The 16,059-nt window shown below is 71.3% G+C and carries 14 protein-coding genes; 8 read left to right on the top strand and 6 right to left on the bottom strand.

Annotation, left to right across the window (positions count from 1 at the left end; translation table 11 throughout):
• Nucleotides 1-48 precede the first annotated feature (48 nt).
• The gene (locus tag ACQF4J_RS35915) at nucleotides 49-1,419 is read left to right on the top strand and encodes a M1 family metallopeptidase (RefSeq protein WP_351803472.1); all 1,371 of its coding nucleotides are present in this window, start codon (nucleotides 49-51) and stop codon (nucleotides 1,417-1,419) included.
• Between the two features lie 179 nt (nucleotides 1,420-1,598).
• On the top strand, nucleotides 1,599-1,790 hold the full coding sequence (locus ACQF4J_RS35910) for a hypothetical protein (protein WP_351577161.1): 192 nt from the start codon (nucleotides 1,599-1,601) through the stop codon (nucleotides 1,788-1,790).
• A gap of 28 nt (nucleotides 1,791-1,818) precedes the next feature.
• On the opposite strand, the gene ACQF4J_RS35905 is transcribed toward ACQF4J_RS35910, so the two are convergent.
• A complete protein-coding gene (locus tag ACQF4J_RS35905) occupies nucleotides 1,819-5,466 on the bottom strand; it encodes an NACHT domain-containing protein (protein ID WP_427167672.1) in 3,648 nt (1,215 codons plus the stop codon).
• Nucleotides 5,467-5,554: 88 nt separating this feature from the next.
• Between ACQF4J_RS35905 and ACQF4J_RS35900 the strand changes: the two genes are divergently transcribed.
• Nucleotides 5,555-5,974: a YchJ family protein gene (locus tag ACQF4J_RS35900; RefSeq protein ID WP_427167670.1), complete on the top strand. Its 420-nt coding sequence runs from the start codon at nucleotides 5,555-5,557 to the stop codon at nucleotides 5,972-5,974.
• Nucleotides 5,975-5,983: 9 nt separating this feature from the next.
• Here the strand turns inward: ACQF4J_RS35900 and ACQF4J_RS35895 are convergent, their stop codons facing one another.
• Complete coding sequence (locus ACQF4J_RS35895) at nucleotides 5,984-6,685, bottom strand: FadR/GntR family transcriptional regulator (protein WP_427167668.1); 702 nt, start codon at nucleotides 6,683-6,685, stop codon at nucleotides 5,984-5,986.
• A gap of 126 nt (nucleotides 6,686-6,811) precedes the next feature.
• On the opposite strand from ACQF4J_RS35895, the gene ACQF4J_RS35890 reads away from it, so the two are divergent.
• From ACQF4J_RS35890 to ACQF4J_RS35870, 5 genes are all read left to right on the top strand, one after another.
• Nucleotides 6,812-7,318 carry a gluconokinase gene (locus ACQF4J_RS35890; RefSeq protein ID WP_351577177.1) on the top strand — a complete coding sequence of 169 codons (507 nt, stop codon included), beginning with the start codon at nucleotides 6,812-6,814 and terminating at the stop codon, nucleotides 7,316-7,318.
• Nucleotides 7,319-7,365: 47 nt separating this feature from the next.
• Complete coding sequence (locus ACQF4J_RS35885) at nucleotides 7,366-8,763, top strand: gluconate:H+ symporter (protein ID WP_351577179.1); 1,398 nt, start codon at nucleotides 7,366-7,368, stop codon at nucleotides 8,761-8,763.
• 10 nt (nucleotides 8,764-8,773) lie between these two features.
• Nucleotides 8,774-9,532, top strand: coding sequence for an SDR family oxidoreductase (locus ACQF4J_RS35880; protein ID WP_427167665.1), 759 nt, complete (start codon nucleotides 8,774-8,776; stop codon nucleotides 9,530-9,532).
• A gap of 14 nt (nucleotides 9,533-9,546) precedes the next feature.
• Entirely contained in the window at nucleotides 9,547-10,578 is a 1,032-nt protein-coding gene (locus ACQF4J_RS35875; protein WP_427167663.1) for an L-idonate 5-dehydrogenase, read from the top strand.
• Nucleotides 10,579-10,686: 108 nt separating this feature from the next.
• Complete coding sequence (locus ACQF4J_RS35870; RefSeq protein ID WP_427167661.1) at nucleotides 10,687-11,745, top strand: hypothetical protein; 1,059 nt, start codon at nucleotides 10,687-10,689, stop codon at nucleotides 11,743-11,745.
• Here ACQF4J_RS35870 and ACQF4J_RS35865 read toward each other — a convergent pair.
• The 4 genes from ACQF4J_RS35865 to ACQF4J_RS35850 form a co-directional block, all read right to left on the bottom strand.
• A complete protein-coding gene (locus ACQF4J_RS35865) occupies nucleotides 11,683-12,309 on the bottom strand; it encodes a cytochrome b/b6 domain-containing protein (RefSeq protein ID WP_351577190.1) in 627 nt (208 codons plus the stop codon). The two genes, ACQF4J_RS35870 and ACQF4J_RS35865, sit on opposite strands and share 63 nt — an antisense overlap.
• Nucleotides 12,293-13,045, bottom strand: coding sequence for a molybdopterin-dependent oxidoreductase (locus ACQF4J_RS35860; protein ID WP_351577193.1), 753 nt, complete (start codon nucleotides 13,043-13,045; stop codon nucleotides 12,293-12,295). Before ACQF4J_RS35860 ends, ACQF4J_RS35865 begins: the two co-directional genes overlap by 17 nt.
• 116 nt (nucleotides 13,046-13,161) lie before the next feature.
• Nucleotides 13,162-14,703, bottom strand: a complete 1,542-nt coding sequence (locus tag ACQF4J_RS35855) for an APC family permease (RefSeq protein ID WP_351577196.1) — start codon at nucleotides 14,701-14,703, stop codon at nucleotides 13,162-13,164.
• Between the two features lie 34 nt (nucleotides 14,704-14,737).
• Nucleotides 14,738-15,688: a hypothetical protein gene (locus ACQF4J_RS35850; RefSeq protein WP_351577199.1), complete on the bottom strand. Its 951-nt coding sequence runs from the start codon at nucleotides 15,686-15,688 to the stop codon at nucleotides 14,738-14,740.
• Nucleotides 15,689-16,059 lie beyond the last annotated feature (371 nt).

Genomic DNA, 16,059 nt, shown 5'->3' with positions numbered 1-16,059 from the left:
GGTGTACCGGCGGGCAGTGGCAGCGCGGCGCAGGGAGCGGAAGCGGCAGTGGCGGTTCAGCAGTCGGCGGCGGCCGACCCGTACTTTCCGGAACACGGTGACCCCCGTTACCGCGTGCACCGGTACGAGATCACGCTGGACTACCGTCCGGGGCCGAACCGGCTGGCGGGCGCCGTCCGGATCAACGCCATAGCGGGACGGTCGCCGCTCGCCGAGTTCTTCCTGAACCTGTCCGACTTCAAGATCGGCCGGGTGCGGGTGGACGGCCGGCAGCCGCACTACACCCACCGCGGCGGCCGGCTGCGCATCCGTCCCTCTAAGCCGGTCCGGCCCGGCGCCGCGTTCACGGTCGAGGTGCACTGGTCGGGCAACCCCAGGCCGGTGAACAGTCCCTGGGGTGGGCTGGGCTGGGAGGAGCTGGAGGACGGGGCGCTGGTGGCGAGCCAGCCGATCGGGGCGCCGTCCTGGTATCCGTGCAACGACCGGCCGGCCGACAAGGCCTCGTACCAGATCTCGGTCACCACGCCGTCGGCGTACGCGGTGGTCGCGGGCGGGCGGCTGCTGACCCGTACGACCAGGGCGTCCACCACCACCTGGGTGTACGAGCAGGCCGCGCCGACCTCGAGCTATCTCGTGGGCCTCGCGATCGGCAAGTACCAGACGGTGCTGCTGGGCGACCCGGGACCGGGCGGGGTGCCGCAGCACGGGCACATCCCGGCGCACCTGCTGCCGGAGTTCTCGCGGGACTTCGCGCGCCAGCCGCAGATGATGGACCTGTTCCAGGAGCTGTTCGGGCCCTACCCGTTCGAGGAGTACGCGGTCGTGGTGACCGACGAGGAGCTCGATGTGCCCGTGGAGGCACAGGGGTTGTCGCTGTTCGGCGCCAACCACGTGGACGGGGCCCGGGGTTCGGAGCGGCTGGTCGCGCACGAGCTGGCGCACCAGTGGTTCGGCAACAGCGTGTCCATCGCGGACTGGCGGCACATCTGGCTCAACGAGGGGTTCGCCAAGTACGCCGAGTGGCTGTGGTCGGAGCGCTCGGGCGGGCGGTCCGCTCAGCAACTGGCCGCCGCCGCGCACCGGTTGCTGTCCTCGCAGGCGCAGGACCTGAAGCTGGCCGACCCGGGTCGCAAGACGATGTTCGACGACCGGCTCTACCAGCGCGGCGGCCTCGCCGTGCACGCCGTGCGCTGTGCGCTGGGCGACGAGGCGTTCTTCCGCATGCTGCGAGGCTGGGCGGGCCTGCACCGGGGCGGGGCGGTCACGACCGCGACGTTCACGGCCCACGCCAACCGGTATGCGGACGAACCGCTGGACGACGTGTTCGACGCCTGGCTGTACCGCACGCCACTTCCCGCGCTGCCCACCCAGATCCCGGCACGCCCGTCGCACCCGCCGACCAACGCCGAGTCGGCGTAGGGCGGCCCGCAGCCGTTCGGCGAGCTTCGGCGTATGTCTCGCCGATGCCTCTCTGAGCAGCTCTTTTCCTGCTCGGCTTCGGATGTGTTCGGCGTTCCGCCATGGCGGTTCCCGGTTGCCCAGGGTTGTCCCGGCCGGGTGGGAAGCACTCCGGCGATCCGTAAGTCCGGGAGGACGCCATGAAGAAGTTGATCACATTGCGGAGCGCGGTCGTCATGGGCGCCGCCCTGGCGGCCGGCAGCGTGACGGGCAGCGCCGCCGAGGCCCTGGGTGGTCATGTGGGCGTGGGGCCGGTGATCACCGGGGCCGTGACCCTGTGGTTCGCGGAGAAGCTGGACCGGCTCATCGCGGACGAGGACAACGAGGGCTGACGGCCCGGGCGGGCCGGGCGCGGTGTCCTCAAGGATGCCGCTCCTGGCTCCGCGCCCAGAGCTGCTGCTGGTGATCGCGCGCGGACAACGACGCCCGCAGATACTCGACCTCCGCGGGCCCCAGCAGATCACCGCCGACAGAATCGAGCTCGCGCAGCACCCAACCGCCGTACCGGTCGCACCAGGAGCGCAGGTCCAGTGCCACGGCCAGTTCCAGAAGCCACAGCAGTGACCGGTCGCGGGCCTCGCCCGGTACGGCGGTCTGGAGTTGCTGGAAGATCGCGTTGAGCATGAGTTCCGTCCTGCCGACCCGAGGCACCGGATGGTGCTGGGGATCCAGGCCCAGAAGCTCGGCGAGAAGCTGTGGCAGGCCCTCGCGGTCGGCTCGGGACAGCAGACGGCAGACACAGGCGAGCAGGGGGATCCTCGACCCTTTCGCCGACCCGCCCACTCGCGTGCGCGCCTGGTTCAAGGTGCGTACCGTCGAGAACACGAAGTCGATGGGCAGTGTCTCGCTCTCTCCGGCGAGGCGGCTGCTGATCAGGTCGACGAGGCGTGCCATGTCGGCCTGGGTGCTCCGCAGGTCGAAGATCTTCAGGCAGGTCTCATAACGGTGCATCAGCTCCTCATGGGGTTCTCGCGGACAGAGCAGAAGGGCGATCAAGGCGTGTGCTCCTGAGACGTGCCGCCCGAGGTGGTCGCGCACGAACAGGCCCGGAAGTCCGCCGAGTTCCTCGAACACCGGGAGGGCCGGTTCCAGAAGAAGTTCGGTGTCGCGGTCGTGCAGCGCCCGCGAACGACGCAGGGTGTCGGACGGTGAGACATCGCTGATCAGCGCGTCGAGTTCACTGTGCAGCAACCATGTCATGTTCCTCGCGGTGGGTCCGGCGTCGTGCTGCCCCAGCCGTAGGGCGATGTCCTTCAGAGCCACCGGCGCGGTGCCCACCGCCCGGGTGAAAGCGTCCCAGGAGTCCGCCGTGAACTGCGACTTCCAGAGAGTCGCGTGGGCTCGCCAGGATTCCGCCGGATCGCCGTCCGCGGTCAGACGGGAGAAGTGGACGATGCCGCCGGGGGCCAGGGCCACCAGCATGAGGTTCGCGCTGTAGCAGGCGTGCCGGTAGGTGGCGGTGATCTCCGGACTCGCGGTGTATCCCGTGTCGCTGCCTTCGGGGAGCGCGTGAAGAGCGCGCCGGAACAGCAGTTCGGCCGGTTTCGTGGCGGGGAGCAGCTCGCCCAGGTTGTCGATGATCTGTGCCCGGTCGGTCAAGGGCGCGAAGGACAGCAGGGCGAACAGCAGTCCGTCCTGCGCTCCCCGGTCCGGGCAGTGGGACAGCGTGCGGGCCAGCTTGCGCGCGACCAGGTACTCGCCGAAGGTCGCGTGGAGGAACTCGTACCAGCGCTGGTCGGATCCGTCCTCATAGATGGCCTTGGCCTCGTGGATGAAGAAGAACCGGCCGAAGATCAGGCGTGCTTCGGGGTTGCTCGCCCGTCGGTCGAGAGCCCGCAGGAAGCCCAGGTCGTGATCGGCCTCCTCGGCGCTGACTCCCTGGCGTCCCCGGTTGAACATGGCGCAGGCGATGACCGAGAGGAGGTCGAGTTCGTCCTCGACTCTCTCCGCCAGCTCCCCGGGCGGCAGCTTGGGTTCCAGTTTCCTGATCTGGCGGCGGACGAACAGTTCCATCAGCCTCTCGTACAGGGCGACGCGGCTCATCGGCTGTGCGTCGTCGAGGACGGGACCCTTCTCCACCGTGTGATAGAGCGCCAGCATGAGCAGGAGGAGCGGCTGAGGGGCCAGGTCGGGATGAAGTACCCTCAGGTCGCGGCGGAGCGGCCGGTGCATGTGGCCGTTGGCCCGGTTCCAGGTGTCCACCCAGCGTTCGATGCGGGGGGTGTCGAAGGGCTCCAGCCTGATCACGACGGTGCCGTCGCGGAACCGGGTCTGGTCGGCGACGACGGTGCGGCTGGTGACGATGGCCGCCACCGGCAGTCCGTTGTCGGCGGATCTCTCCTGGAAATCGGCGATCTCCTGCAGGTAACCCCAGTGGCTGGGGCCGCCTGCCTGAAGGAGTTCGTCCAAGCCGTCGAAGATGAGGACAGGGAGCACGCCGTCGAGTGACTCGGTGACGCTGTCCCAGGTGAGCACCCGCTGCGTGGCCTGCCGCAGTGCCTCGTTGATCTGGTCGATGATCTCGGCGTCGGCCGGGACGCTCCGCAGCTCGATGCGGATCGGCAGGTAGTCGGTCGGCGGAAGACGCGCGGCCAGCAGTCGGGTGAGCAGGGATTTGCCCGAGCCCGGATCGCCGAGGATGACCAACGGGCGGTCGACGAGCGGGAGGCCGGTGAGGTGACCGGCCAGGAACCCCTGGATCTCCTGGCGCAGCGGGCGCGTGTTCCACCAGGCGTCGATGTGCGGCCTGCTGCCCGCGCCGTGGACGGCGGTCCGGAAGGCGGGGTTGACGTACCCCTTGGCGAGTCGCGGGATGCGGGGGCCCTGACCACTCTCGCTCGCCTCTCCGATCGGGGAGATCGGTCGGCCCAGCTCGTTGCGGTAGATGCTCGACAGGCGGGCGGGCCAGGCGCCGGGTGTGGTGTCGCGGGCCAGTGCCCGCAGCAGCGTCTCCAGACCGCCGAGTCCCGTCTTCTGCGTGTGCAGTTCGCGGTACAGCGCCTCAAGTCGTTCGCGCGCGGGCCCCTCGGGGCAGGCACGCAGCGCTCCGGCCGCCTCGGGTCCGTCCTGCATGCCGGCCCAGACGAACAGTTCGGGGCACTCTGCGGCCAGCTCGGCGAGCCGGGCTTCGTAGACGGCTGCGGTCTGCGTGGCCACCTCCGGCGGCGGAACCGTTCCCGTCACTTGCTCCGCGACCCGTGCGTAGTGATCGACCACGCGTCCGTGATGGTCGACGTAGGGGACGTTAGCGACAGGGAGGGGTGCGGAAGTGATGGCCCGGTCGCCGACGTTCTCCTCGAAGAGCGGACCGAGATCGACCTGCCAGTTCCCCGCTCCGGCCGTCGCGAACGCCAGATCCAGGATGGGGCCCGTGATTCCGCCCTCGATCACCAGGAGCGTGTGGGCGGCGTGCAGCAGCCGTACCCGGTGGCGGTGGCAGGCGCGGCGCACCCGGGACCCGAGTCCGGACAGCAACTGGCTCGCGATGTCTCTGAACTGGTCGCGGAACGGGGCGAGATCCTCGGGTTTCCGCAGTGCGCCCTCCACCAAGGTCTGCACCTCGTGCCGCACGGAGTCGTTCGCGCCGCCGAGTACGCGTGCCGCTCCGTTGAGCAGACTGGGCTCCCAGTCGTCCTCGAGCTGCCAGTCGTCGTCGTACGTCTGGAAGCGGTCCTCCTCATAGGCGTCCTGGCAGACGGAACAACCGGGCTGCTCCGGAGGGGACTTGGGATCATCGTCGGCGAGTTCACTCTGCCGTTCAAGCTCCCAGTCGCGTACCAGCTCTTCCAGACGCGGTCTCCAGTAGGCTTCGGACTCACCGCAGGCGACGACAACGGCCTTCACCAGATCCCAGTCGGGTGGCCGCCTGCGCTGCCCGCTCAGCAAGGTGGACACCGTGGCCGGCGCCTTGGCCGCCCGTCGGCACAGCTCCGCCCGACTGACGCCGCTGCTGTCGACCTTCGCCTTCAGCGATCGGCAGAAGGCTGCAATCAAGTCTCCGCCGGACACGCGGCGTTCTCCCTCGTCGTGCGGTTCGTCCGATCGGAGCTTACGGCTGTGAACGACCTTGTGTACCCACAGCGGCACAATGGGGGGCATGTCCAGACGTGCCGCCCGATCCCCCCGCCCCGTCGCCTCGAAGAAGACTCAAGGCGTCTGCCCCTGCGGCCTGCCCGAGCCCTACGCCGACTGCTGCGGCCGCTTCCACCGGGGTGAGGCCGCTGCCTCCACCGCCGAGACCCTGATGCGTTCGCGCTACAGCGCGTTCGTGAAGCGCGACGAGGCCTACCTGCTGCGGACCTGGCACCCGCGCACCCGCCCCGCGGCGCTCGACCTCGATCCCGGCATGCGCTGGTCGGGCCTGGAGATCCTGGGCACGGCCGACGGATCGGCTTTCCATTCCACCGGCACGGTGACGTTCCGGGCGTCCTTCAAGGGCGGTTCGCTGCACGAGCGCAGCCGGTTCGAGCGGGTGGACGGGGCGTGGGTGTACGTGGACGGGGAGTTCCTCGACTAGGACACACGCCTAGGGCGCGAGGATGTCCAGTTCCTGCAGGGCCCCCACCGTGATCTCGCGGGTCAGTGCTTCGGCGCGGGCCGCGTCGCCCTCCCGTACCGCCTCGGCGACCTGGACGTGCAGGGTCACGGCCGCCGGATCGGGGTCCTCGAACATCACCTCGTGATGGGTGCGGCCCGCGAGGACCTCGGCCACGACGTCGCCGAGGCGCGCGAACATCTCGTTGCCCGAGGCCGTGAGGATGATCCGGTGGAAGGCCATGTCGTGGACGAGGTATCCCTGAAGCCGGTGGCCGCGGGAGTTGGCGACCATGCCGAGCGCGCACTCGGTCAGCTCGGCGCACTGCTCGGCGGTGGCGTGCCGGGCCGCGAGGCCCGCCGCGACCGGTTCGATCGCCGAGCGCAGCACGGTCAGGGAGCGCAGCTGCCCGGGGCGGTCGGCGCCGGCCAGCCGCCAGCGGATGACCTGGGGGTCGTAGACGTTCCACTCGGACTTCTGGCGCACGGTCACGCCGACGCGGCGGCGGGACTCCACGAGGTGCATGGATTCCAGCACCCGGACCGCCTCGCGCATCACGGAGCGTGAGACGTCGAAACGCTGGGCCAGTTCGTCGGTGCGCAGAACGCTGCCCGGCGGATACTCCCCCGCGGTGATCGCGGGGCCGAGGGTGTCCAGTACATGGCCGTGCAGCCCCCGGCCCGGTGTGCTCATGCACTCAGAGTACGTGCCGGATCACACGCTCAAAAAGTCAGACTTATTTGTCACAGGCTCTTGAATTCGTCGTACCTAATCGGTTCCATTACGTCGACACCAGCCGAAGAAGACAGTGAGGCAGCGATGAGCACCCCCCATGTCGTCGTGGTGATGGGCGTCGCGGGCACCGGGAAGACCACCATCGGTCCCCTGCTCGCGGCCCGGCTCGGCGTCCCGTACGCCGAGGGCGACGACTTCCACCCGCGGGCCAACATCACCAAGATGTCGGCCGGCGTCCCGCTCGGCGACGACGACCGTTGGCCGTGGCTCGACGCCATCGGCGCCTGGGCGCACGGGCGGGCGGGGCTCGGTGGAGTGGTCAGCTGCTCGGCGCTGAAACGGTCGTACCGCGACCGGCTCCGCGCGGCCGCTCCCGCCGTCGTCTTCGTCCATCTGGCGGGCGACCGCGCCCTCATCGAGGACCGGATGTCCCACCGTCAGGGGCACTTCATGCCGACCGCGCTGCTCGACTCCCAGTTCGCCACGCTCCAGCCACTGGAGCGGGACGAGGCGGGCGTCACCGTGGACGTCGCCGGCAGCCCCGAACAGATCACCGAACGGGCCGTGAAGGCACTCGCCGACCTCCCGTAACCCCCCGCGCCCCCTCCCCGTCCCCGTACCTGCAAGGGAACTCCCCCGTGACCAGACTCAGCGTCGAGATGCTGGCAGCGGACGCACCCGAGCCGATCACCTCGGCCGGCCACGCTCAGCTGGGCATCGCCGTTTTGGCGGGCATCGCCGTCATCGTTCTTCTCATCACCAAGTTCAAACTGCACGCCTTCCTGGCGCTGACCCTCGGCTCGCTGGCGCTCGGCGCGATCGCCGGCGCGCCACTCGACAAGGTGATCATCAGCTTCACCACCGGCCTGGGGACCACGGTCGCCGGCGTCGGCGTGCTGATCGCGCTCGGCGCGATCCTCGGCAAGATGCTCGCCGACTCCGGCGGCGCCGACGAGATCGTCGACACGATCCTCGCCAAGGCGGGCGGCCGGGCGATGCCGTGGGCGATGGTGCTGATCGCCTCGGTGATCGGCCTGCCGCTGTTCTTCGAGGTCGGCGTCGTGCTGCTGATCCCGGTCGTGCTGATGGTCGCCAAGCGCGGCAACTACTCCCTGATGCGCATCGGCATACCCGCCCTGGCCGGTCTGTCCGTGATGCACGGCCTGGTGCCGCCGCACCCCGGCCCGCTGGTCGCGATCGACGCGGTCAAGGCCAACCTCGGCGTCACCCTCGCCCTCGGCGTCCTGATCGCGATCCCGACGGTGATCATCGCCGGACCGCTGTTCTCGAAGGTCGCCGCCCGCTGGGTGGACGTCCAGGCCCCCGACCGGATGCTTCCGCAGCGCGCGTCGGAGGAGTTGGAGACCCGTCCGGGCTTCGGCGCCACGCTGGTCACGATCCTGCTGCCGGTCGTCCTGATGCTCTCCAAGGCGCTGGTCGACATCGTGATCGACGACCCCGCGAACCTCACCCAGCGCGTCTTCGACGTCATCGGCTCCCCGCTGATCGCCCTGCTCGCCGCCGTGCTGCTCGGCATCTTCACGCTGCTGCGGCCCGCCGGGTTCGGCAAGGAGCGGCTGACGCCGCTGGTGGAGAAGGGCCTCGCGCCCATCGCGGGCATCCTGCTGATCGTCGGCGCGGGCGGCGGCTTCAAGCAGACGCTGATCGACACCGGCGTGGGCCAGATGATCCTGGACATCTCCAAGGACTGGTCGATCCCGGCGCTGCTGCTGGCCTGGCTGATCGCCGTGGCCATCCGTCTCGCGACCGGTTCGGCGACGGTGGCGACGGTCTCGGCGGCCGGCCTGGTGGCCCCGCTCGCGGCCGACATGTCGACCACCCACACGGCCCTGCTGGTCCTGGCCATCGGCGCCGGCTCGCTCTTCTTCAGCCATGTCAACGACGCCGGGTTCTGGCTGGTCAAGGAGTACTTCGGCCTGAACGTCGGCCAGACCATCAAGACCTGGTCGGTGATGGAGACGATCATCTCGGTGGTCGCGGGCGGTCTGGTCCTGCTGCTGTCGCTGGTCATCTAGGAGTACGCGGATGAGTCACCCCCTGTTCGACATCCGCGGCCGCGCCGCCCTGGTGACCGGCTCCAGCCGGGGCATCGGCCTGGCACTGGCCCGGGGCCTGGCGGAGGCCGGCTGCACGGTGGTCCTCAACGGACGGAACGCCGGCCGGCTCACCGACGCGGCCGCGCTGCTGCCCGGCGAGGTCCACACGGCCGTCTTCGACGTCACCGACGGACCCTCGGTCAAGGCGGGCATCGCCGATGTCGAACAGCGGGTCGGCCCGCTCGACATCCTCGTCAACAACGCGGGCATGCAACTGCGCGCCCCGCTCCTGGAGTTCACCGACTCCGACTGGCACCGCATCCTGGACACCAACCTCACCAGCGCCTTCCTGGTCGGCCGTGAGGCGGCCCGGTACATGACCGCCCGCGGCCACGGCAAGATCGTCAACATCTGCTCGCTGCAGAGCGAGGTGGTCCGCCCGGGCATCGCGCCCTACGCGGCCACCAAGGGCGCGCTGAAGATGCTCACCAAGGGCATGTGCGCAGACTGGGGGCCGTACGGCGTCCAGGTCAACGGCCTCGGCCCCGGCTACATCGAGACCGAGCTGACCCAACCCCTCGTCGAGGACGAGGAGTTCAGCGCCTGGGTGCGCCGCCGCACGCCGGCCGGCCGCTGGGGCACCACCGAGGACCTGGTCGGTGGGGTGCTGTTCCTGGCCTCGCCCGCGGCCGACTTCGTCGGCGGGCAGGTGCTGTACGTCGACGGCGGCATGACGAGCGTGCTGTGAAGGGGGCCGCGGAGATGCTCGGTTGCGTGATCCACGGTCGCGGCGACCTGCGCGTGGAGGAGCTGCCGGTACCGCAGCCCGGCCCCGGGCAGACTCTGGTCGCCGTCCGCTACGGCGGCGTCTGCGGCTCCGACCTGCACTACTGGAAGCACGGCGGAGTGGGCGACTTCCGCCTGCGCGCGCCGATGCTGCTCGGGCACGAGGTGGTCGGGACGGTCCTCGCCCACGGCACCGCGTCCCCGGCGAGTCCCGCCCCGGGCACGGCCGTCGCCGTGCACCCGGCCACCCCGTGCGGCGCCTGCCCGGAGTGCGTGCGGGGGCGCCGCAACATCTGCCGTGACACCCGTTATCTCGGCAGTGCGGCCCGTTTCCCGCACGTGCAGGGTGGGTTCGCGGCCCAAGTGGTCGTCCCGGCGGAACAGTTGAGGCCGCTCCCGGCGGGTCTGGAGCTGCGCCGGGCGGCGCTCGCCGAGCCGTTGTCCGTCGCCCTGCACGCCGTGCACAGGGCCGGGGACGTGACCGGACGGCACGTCCTGGTCACCGGCGCCGGCCCGATCGGATGCCTGGTCGTCGCCGCTGCCAGGGCGGAGGGGGCCGCCCGGGTCACCGTCACCGATCTCCTTCCGGCGGCCCTGGAGTACGCCCGTGCCGCCGGCGCCGACACCGTCGTACGGGCGGACGACCCGGACGATTCCGGGTGGCCGGCCGAGGCGGACGTGGCCGTGGAGGCCTCCGGGGTGGCCGCCGGTCTGGAGACCTGTCTGCGTCTGGTGCGGCGCGGCGGGGTCGTGGTGCAGCTCGGGATGCTGCCGCCGGGACCGAGTCCCTTCGCGGGGAACCTCGTCGTGAGCCGGGAGATCGATCTCAGGGGGGCCTTCCGCTTCGACGCGGAGTTCGACGAGGCGCTGCGGCTGCTGTCGGCCGGACCCGTGTTCGACGGACTGGTCAGCGCGGTGGTTCCGGTGCGGGAGGCGGAGGCTGCCTTCGCGCTGGCGGCCGACCGGAGCCGTTCCTGCAAGGTGCTGCTGGACTTCGGGGCGCCGTGAACGGCTCCTGACGATCAGCGGGAGACGGGTTCCCCGACGGCGTGGCCGCCCGCATCATGAGGAGGTCCCGGGGCGGGGGCTCCGGGGTCGACCGTGTCGGGGGGCGTCATGGCGGTTTCCCTCGGGATGCGCATCTCGGGGCTGCTGGTGGCCGGAGCGGTGGCGGTGGCCGTCGCGGCCTTCGGCGGTGACGGGAGCGGCGGGCCGGACGGCCGAGGCGGCGGTGGCCCGGTCGTGACCGCGGAACCGTCCGGGCGCCCGCCCACTCCCGCCCCGTCCGTCTCCCCCACTCCCCGCCAGTCGCCGGCCGGTGAGGCCGGCGACGTCGTGAACCACTCCGCGCCGCCTCGCACCCACCGCGGCACGGCCCCGCACCCGTCCGCCTCCCCCACGCCGTCGCCCGTGGACAGGCCGCTGTCGAGCCCCGCCTGGCTCCCGCCCGGCCCCGTCTCGCCCGACGCCGACTCCGTCCCCGACACGTCGAGCCTGTACGACCGGCTCCGCGACCCCGCCCAGTGCCGCACTGCCCTCGCCCTGATCCCCCGGACACCGGCCGGCCCGGACCGGCGGCTGCTGCGCGGTCTCGCCGAGGCCTGTCTGGCCGTGCAGGGGCACGGCGGCAGCTGGGACACGGCGGCCGCGGACCACACCGCCCTGGCCGGCCGGGCCGACACCTGCAAGGACCGGGCCGCCTACGCGGTACTCGGCGCACTGCTGGACTTCCACCGGCGACACCCGCACGCCACCGTGCTGTTGCGGACCGCCCCGGGCGGCACGCCCGCGTGCGCCTACCGCGTCGCCGGAGTGGACACCGGGCAGGCCCGGCCCGCTGACACGGTCGGGATCGAACTGCGCGGCACCTACTTCGACCCGGCCGAACTGACCCGCTACGGCGAGGTGTTCATCGGCGGCGAGCGGCTCGACGGACCGCCGGTGATCAGGTCCCGGAACGGCGACCGGCTGGTGCTGACCGCCGTGGTACCGGCCCTGGACGGCTACCCGAGGACGGTCGACGTGGTCGTGCGGTACGGCTCCGCCGAGGCGCGGCTGCCGGACGCTTTCACGGTCGTGGCGCCCACTGTCGTCCCGTCGGCGGATCCGCCGTCAGGGACGCCACAGGGGGTGCTCCCGCTCGGCCCACTCGCGGCTCACCTTCCCCGTCCGTAGCCCGTGCCGCGCCTCGGGGTCGCCGAGCGCCATGCCGATGTGCCCGGCGAGGACGATGCCGATGGTCAGGGCCAGCCAGTCGTGGACGAAGGTCGCGCTGGTGCGCCACATGATCGGTGTGAGGTGGGTGAACCACATGATCAGCCCGGTGCCGAGCATCACCACCGACGCGCCGGAGATCCAGGCCGCGTAGATCTTCTGCCCGGCGTTGAACTTCGCCGCGGGACGCGCCGAGCGCCGCTTGTCCCGGGCCAGGGCCCCGTGCAGCCAGGTCCTGTCGTGCGGTCCGAAGCGGTTGAGATGCCCCAGGTCGGCGCGGAAAGCGCGGGAGGCGAGGCCCACGAGCACGGGCACCGGCAGGGCGAGCCCGGCGAACTCGTGCACGCGGACCACCAGCTCGCGGCGGCCCACGAGTTCGGCGAGCTGGGGGACGTAGAGGAAGGCGGCCGTCACCACGCACACGCCCATCAGGGCGGCCGTGGTGCGGTGCACCCAGCGCTGGACGGGGCCGAAGCGCCGTACCTCGGTCACCTGCGGGGTGTGGGCCTCAGCTCGTAGGGTCATCGTCCCGCCCGTTCGACTTTCCGACCCAGGCGTCGACGTCGTAGCCGAGTCTCTCCCAGTAGCCGGGCTTGACGTCCTCGGTGACGGTGATGCCGGAGAGCCACTTCGCGGACTTGTAGAAGTACATCGGCGCCACGTACAGGCGGACCGGGCCGCCGTGGGCGTGGCCTATGTCCTTGTCCTGCATGCGCAGCGCGACCAGGACGTCGGAGCGGCGGGCCTGCTCCAGGGTGAGGCTCTCGGAGTAGGCGCCGTCGAAGCAGGTGAAGCGCACCGCCCCGGCCTTGGCCCGCACACCGGCGGCGTCCAGCAGCCGCGACAGGCGCACCCCTTCGAAGGGGGTGTCGGGGACCCGCCAGCCGGTGACGCACTGGACGTCCTTGACCAGCCGGGTCTGCGGCAGGGCGCGCAGCTCGTCGAGCGTGTAGGTCGCGGGGCGGTCGACGAGGCCGTCGACGGTGAGGCGGTAGTCCGTGGCGTCCTTGTGCGGGACGGAGGAGGTGACCGAGTAGTAGCGGAAGCCGCCGCCGTTGGGCAGCAGGCCGGTCAGGCCGGTGGGGTCCTTCTCGGCCGCCGCGCCGAGGAAGCCCTCCAGACCGCGCTGCAGGACGGGGGCGGCGACCACGCCGAGCGCGCCCAGGCCGATGGTGCCCAGCAGGACGCGGCGGCCGATCGGAGTGCCGTGTTCCGCGGGCGGCCGCGGCTCGCCCGGTTCCTCGGGTGGTTCGGAGTTCACGCCTCCATTCGAACACCCGCGACACCGGGCGGGCCAGGGATCGCGGATGCCCGTCAGGGTTCCGTAATGACTTCTTACGGCGTTCTCAGAAACGGCGTTCCCTCGGGGCGCCGCTCCTACGACGCGTCCTGTGCCGCCTCCTCCAGCCGGAAGGCCTCGTTGCCGAGCCCGATGCGGGCGTGTGCCTCGGGCGAGCGGGAGCGCAGGAGCAGGCCCTGGACCAGGCCGGCGACCAGGGCGAGGACGATGATGCCGGGCAGCACCCAGCTCAGGGCCGAGTCGGGGCCGGCGCCGACCAGGACGTCGAAGTCCTTGACCGTGTAGCCGGCGATCACCAGCAGGGCGACGGCGGCCAGCGCGGAGGTGACGAGCCGCCAGGCCTGGGCGCCGACGGCACCGCGCCGGGCGAAGAAGACGATGACCGAGACGGAGGCGGCCGCCATCAGCAGGATCACGCCGAGCGCGCCGATGTTGCCGAACCAGGTGAACAGGTGCAGGACGGGTTCGGTGGGATCGCCGGCCGGACCGTCGTCGGCGACGGCGAAGACGGTCACGATCACCGCCGCCACCGCCGTCTGCAGCAGGGAGCCGGTGCCGGGGGCGCCGCTCGCGCCGGTGGTCCGGCCGAAGGTCCGCGGCAGCAGTCCCTCACGGCCCATGGCGAAGGTGTAGCGGGCGACGACGTTGTGGAAGCTGAGCATGGCGGCGAACATGCCGGTCACGAAGAGCACGTGCAGGACGTCGGTGAAGGCTCCGCCGAGCCGGGACTCGGTCAGCGAGAACAGCATGCCCGCGCTCTCCTTCCGGGCCACCCCGACGACCTGGGACGGACCGGCGGCGACGGTGAGCGCCCAGCAGCTGACGGCGAAGAACACGGCCACGCCGGCCACCGCGAGGAACATCACCCGCGGCACCAGGACGTGCGGCCTGCTGGTCTCCTCCGCGTACACCGGCGCCTGCTCGAAGCCGACGAAGGCCGCGATGCAGAAGCACAGGGCGGTGCCCACTCCCGCGCCGCTGAGCGTGTCCGGGTTGAAGGCGTGCAGCGACAGGCCCTCCCGGGCCGGGTCGCCGATCGCGGCGACGTCGAAGATCATCACCAGGATCACCTCGACGACCAGCAGGACGCCCAGCACGCGCGCGTTGATGTCGACCTTCAGCCAGCCCAGCGCGCCGACCACCGCGAGGGCCACCAGCGCGGGTATCCACCAGGCGACCTCCACATGGGCGTAGGTGGAGAACAGCCCGGAGACCTCGAAGCCGAAGATGCCGTAGATGCCGACCTGCATGGCGTTGTAGGCGACCAGGGCCACCAGGGCGGCGCCCGCGCCGGCCGTGCTGCCGAGGCCGCGGGAGATGTACGCGTAGAACGCGCCCGCGTTGTGGACGTGCCGGCTCATCTCGGCGTAGCCGATGCCGAAGAGGACCAGTACCACGCCGAGGACGACGAACAGCAGGGGCTGGCCGACGATGCCCATCACCGCGAATGTGGTGGGCATGACACCAGCGACCACCATGAGGGGTGCGGTCGCGGCGAGCACGGAGAGCAGCAGGCCCCCCGTGCCGAGGCGGTCGGCGCGCAGGGCGCGCTCCTGCCCCAGATAGGTACTGATGCCGTCGGCGGTGGTACGGCTCGCGCTGGAACTGCCCGTGGTCATCGCAGGACCGTCCTTGTGGTTGGCGTCAGGAGTGTCACACCGTGCCGAGCGCGGCGGCCCGCGCGGCACGGAAGGCGGGGTACGGGTCGTGGTGCGGGTAGGACCAGGGGGCCGGCGTGGCGTGCTCGCCGATCCGGTGGAAGAGGGCGGCGGCCTCGGCGCTCCGGCCCTCGCAGACCTTGGCGTGAGCGAGGAAGTTGAGGTCGACCAGGCGGCGCGGGTGCCCCTCCTGCTCCCACTCCAGCCACCAGTCGAAGGCGGCCTTCATCACCTGCCGGGCCCGGCGCCCGCTCCAGTGGCCCGAGGCGACCGGATCGGGGGGCTCGTGCCCGGCCGCGGCCAGCACGCGGTAGCGCTCGGCGTGCGCGACGACGGGGAGGACGGCGAGCGGGGAGTCGGCGGGGGCCCGCTCGGCCGCCCAGTCGGCGAAGTCGTATACCTCGTGCAGCGGGTCCCGGCCGGTACTGACGCCCCGCTCGGCGAGCCGGGCGACCATCAGGTGGTGGGCGTGGTGGTGGTCGGCGTACCGGGAGCGGACCTCGCCGAAGAGCCGTAACGACTCCTGCTCCGCGCCCAGGGAGCACTCCAGCAACAGCAGCCCCAGCCACGGGGTCGGATCGGCGGGGGCGCGTCCGGCGGCCTCCCGGCAGGCCTCGCGGGCGAGGTCGGGCCGTTCCGCGCCGCGCAGGGCGCGTTCCACCAGGGCGAGGGCGAGCAGCAGGGCAGCCTCGGGGGACGCGGGCTCGGCGACCAGCCAGTCACGTGCCCAGGCCGCGCTGTGACGCTCCTGCCCGAGGACGACGGCCCGGTGTCCACGTCGGTCCCAGTCGTCACCCGTGTGAACGAGGAGTGATCGCGCGGCCTGCCACCTCCCCTGCGCCAAGGCCGCCCGGGCGGCGGCGAGTTCGGTGTCGTCGAGGGCCGCGTCCAGCGCGTGTGCCGCGCGCTTGCGGATCCGGCCGAAGGATGGCGGAGGTGGGGGCACCGCGGGACTTCCTCACGCGACGCGGCTCTGCGTCAGGACTCGGGGTTTCGGACTGGCGTCAACTGATCACACACAGCAAACTCGCAGCCAAGGCTTGAGTCAAGGCCCGGGCCCCCGTTACACGCGTCAACTTCTGTTACGTTTGGGGTAGTTGAGAACTGGACGATCATGGTCGGCGTCACCGGACCGTCGAAATGGTGTGGCGTACGCCATGGCGCGTGTCGCCCCGGCCCCTCACCATGGGCGGAACGGCCGGATCCGCAACTCCCTTGATCGACACGGAGAGGTGACCGAGCCGACTGCCCGATTCCGGGTACTCCCAGGGGCATGCCGGGCCCTGGGACGCTACAGTCCCCACTACGCACTCCGTG

The sequence above is a fragment of the Streptomyces sp. C1-1 genome (genome assembly GCF_050214755.1).
Lineage (GTDB): Bacteria > Actinomycetota > Actinomycetes > Streptomycetales > Streptomycetaceae > Streptomyces.
The sequence above is the reverse complement of the archived record's forward strand: the minus strand, read 5'-3'. Positions and strand labels throughout refer to the sequence as shown.

Excerpts from the sequence above, each read along its gene's own strand:
- ACQF4J_RS35880 (WP_427167665.1), top strand. The coding sequence starts at position 8,774 with ATGAGTCACCCCCTGTTCGACATCCGCGGCCGCGCCGCCCTGGTGACC.
- ACQF4J_RS35910 (WP_351577161.1), top strand. The coding sequence starts at position 1,599 with ATGAAGAAGTTGATCACATTGCGGAGCGCGGTCGTCATGGGCGCCGCC.
- ACQF4J_RS35895 (WP_427167668.1), bottom strand. The coding sequence starts at position 6,685 with ATGAGCACACCGGGCCGGGGGCTGCACGGCCATGTACTGGACACCCTC.
- ACQF4J_RS35865 (WP_351577190.1), bottom strand. The coding sequence starts at position 12,309 with ATGACCCTACGAGCTGAGGCCCACACCCCGCAGGTGACCGAGGTACGG.
- ACQF4J_RS35870 (WP_427167661.1), top strand. The coding sequence starts at position 10,687 with ATGGCGGTTTCCCTCGGGATGCGCATCTCGGGGCTGCTGGTGGCCGGA.
- ACQF4J_RS35855 (WP_351577196.1), bottom strand. The coding sequence starts at position 14,703 with ATGACCACGGGCAGTTCCAGCGCGAGCCGTACCACCGCCGACGGCATC.
- ACQF4J_RS35875 (WP_427167663.1), top strand. The coding sequence starts at position 9,547 with ATGCTCGGTTGCGTGATCCACGGTCGCGGCGACCTGCGCGTGGAGGAG.
- ACQF4J_RS35900 (WP_427167670.1), top strand. The coding sequence starts at position 5,555 with ATGTCCAGACGTGCCGCCCGATCCCCCCGCCCCGTCGCCTCGAAGAAG.
- ACQF4J_RS35890 (WP_351577177.1), top strand. The coding sequence starts at position 6,812 with ATGAGCACCCCCCATGTCGTCGTGGTGATGGGCGTCGCGGGCACCGGG.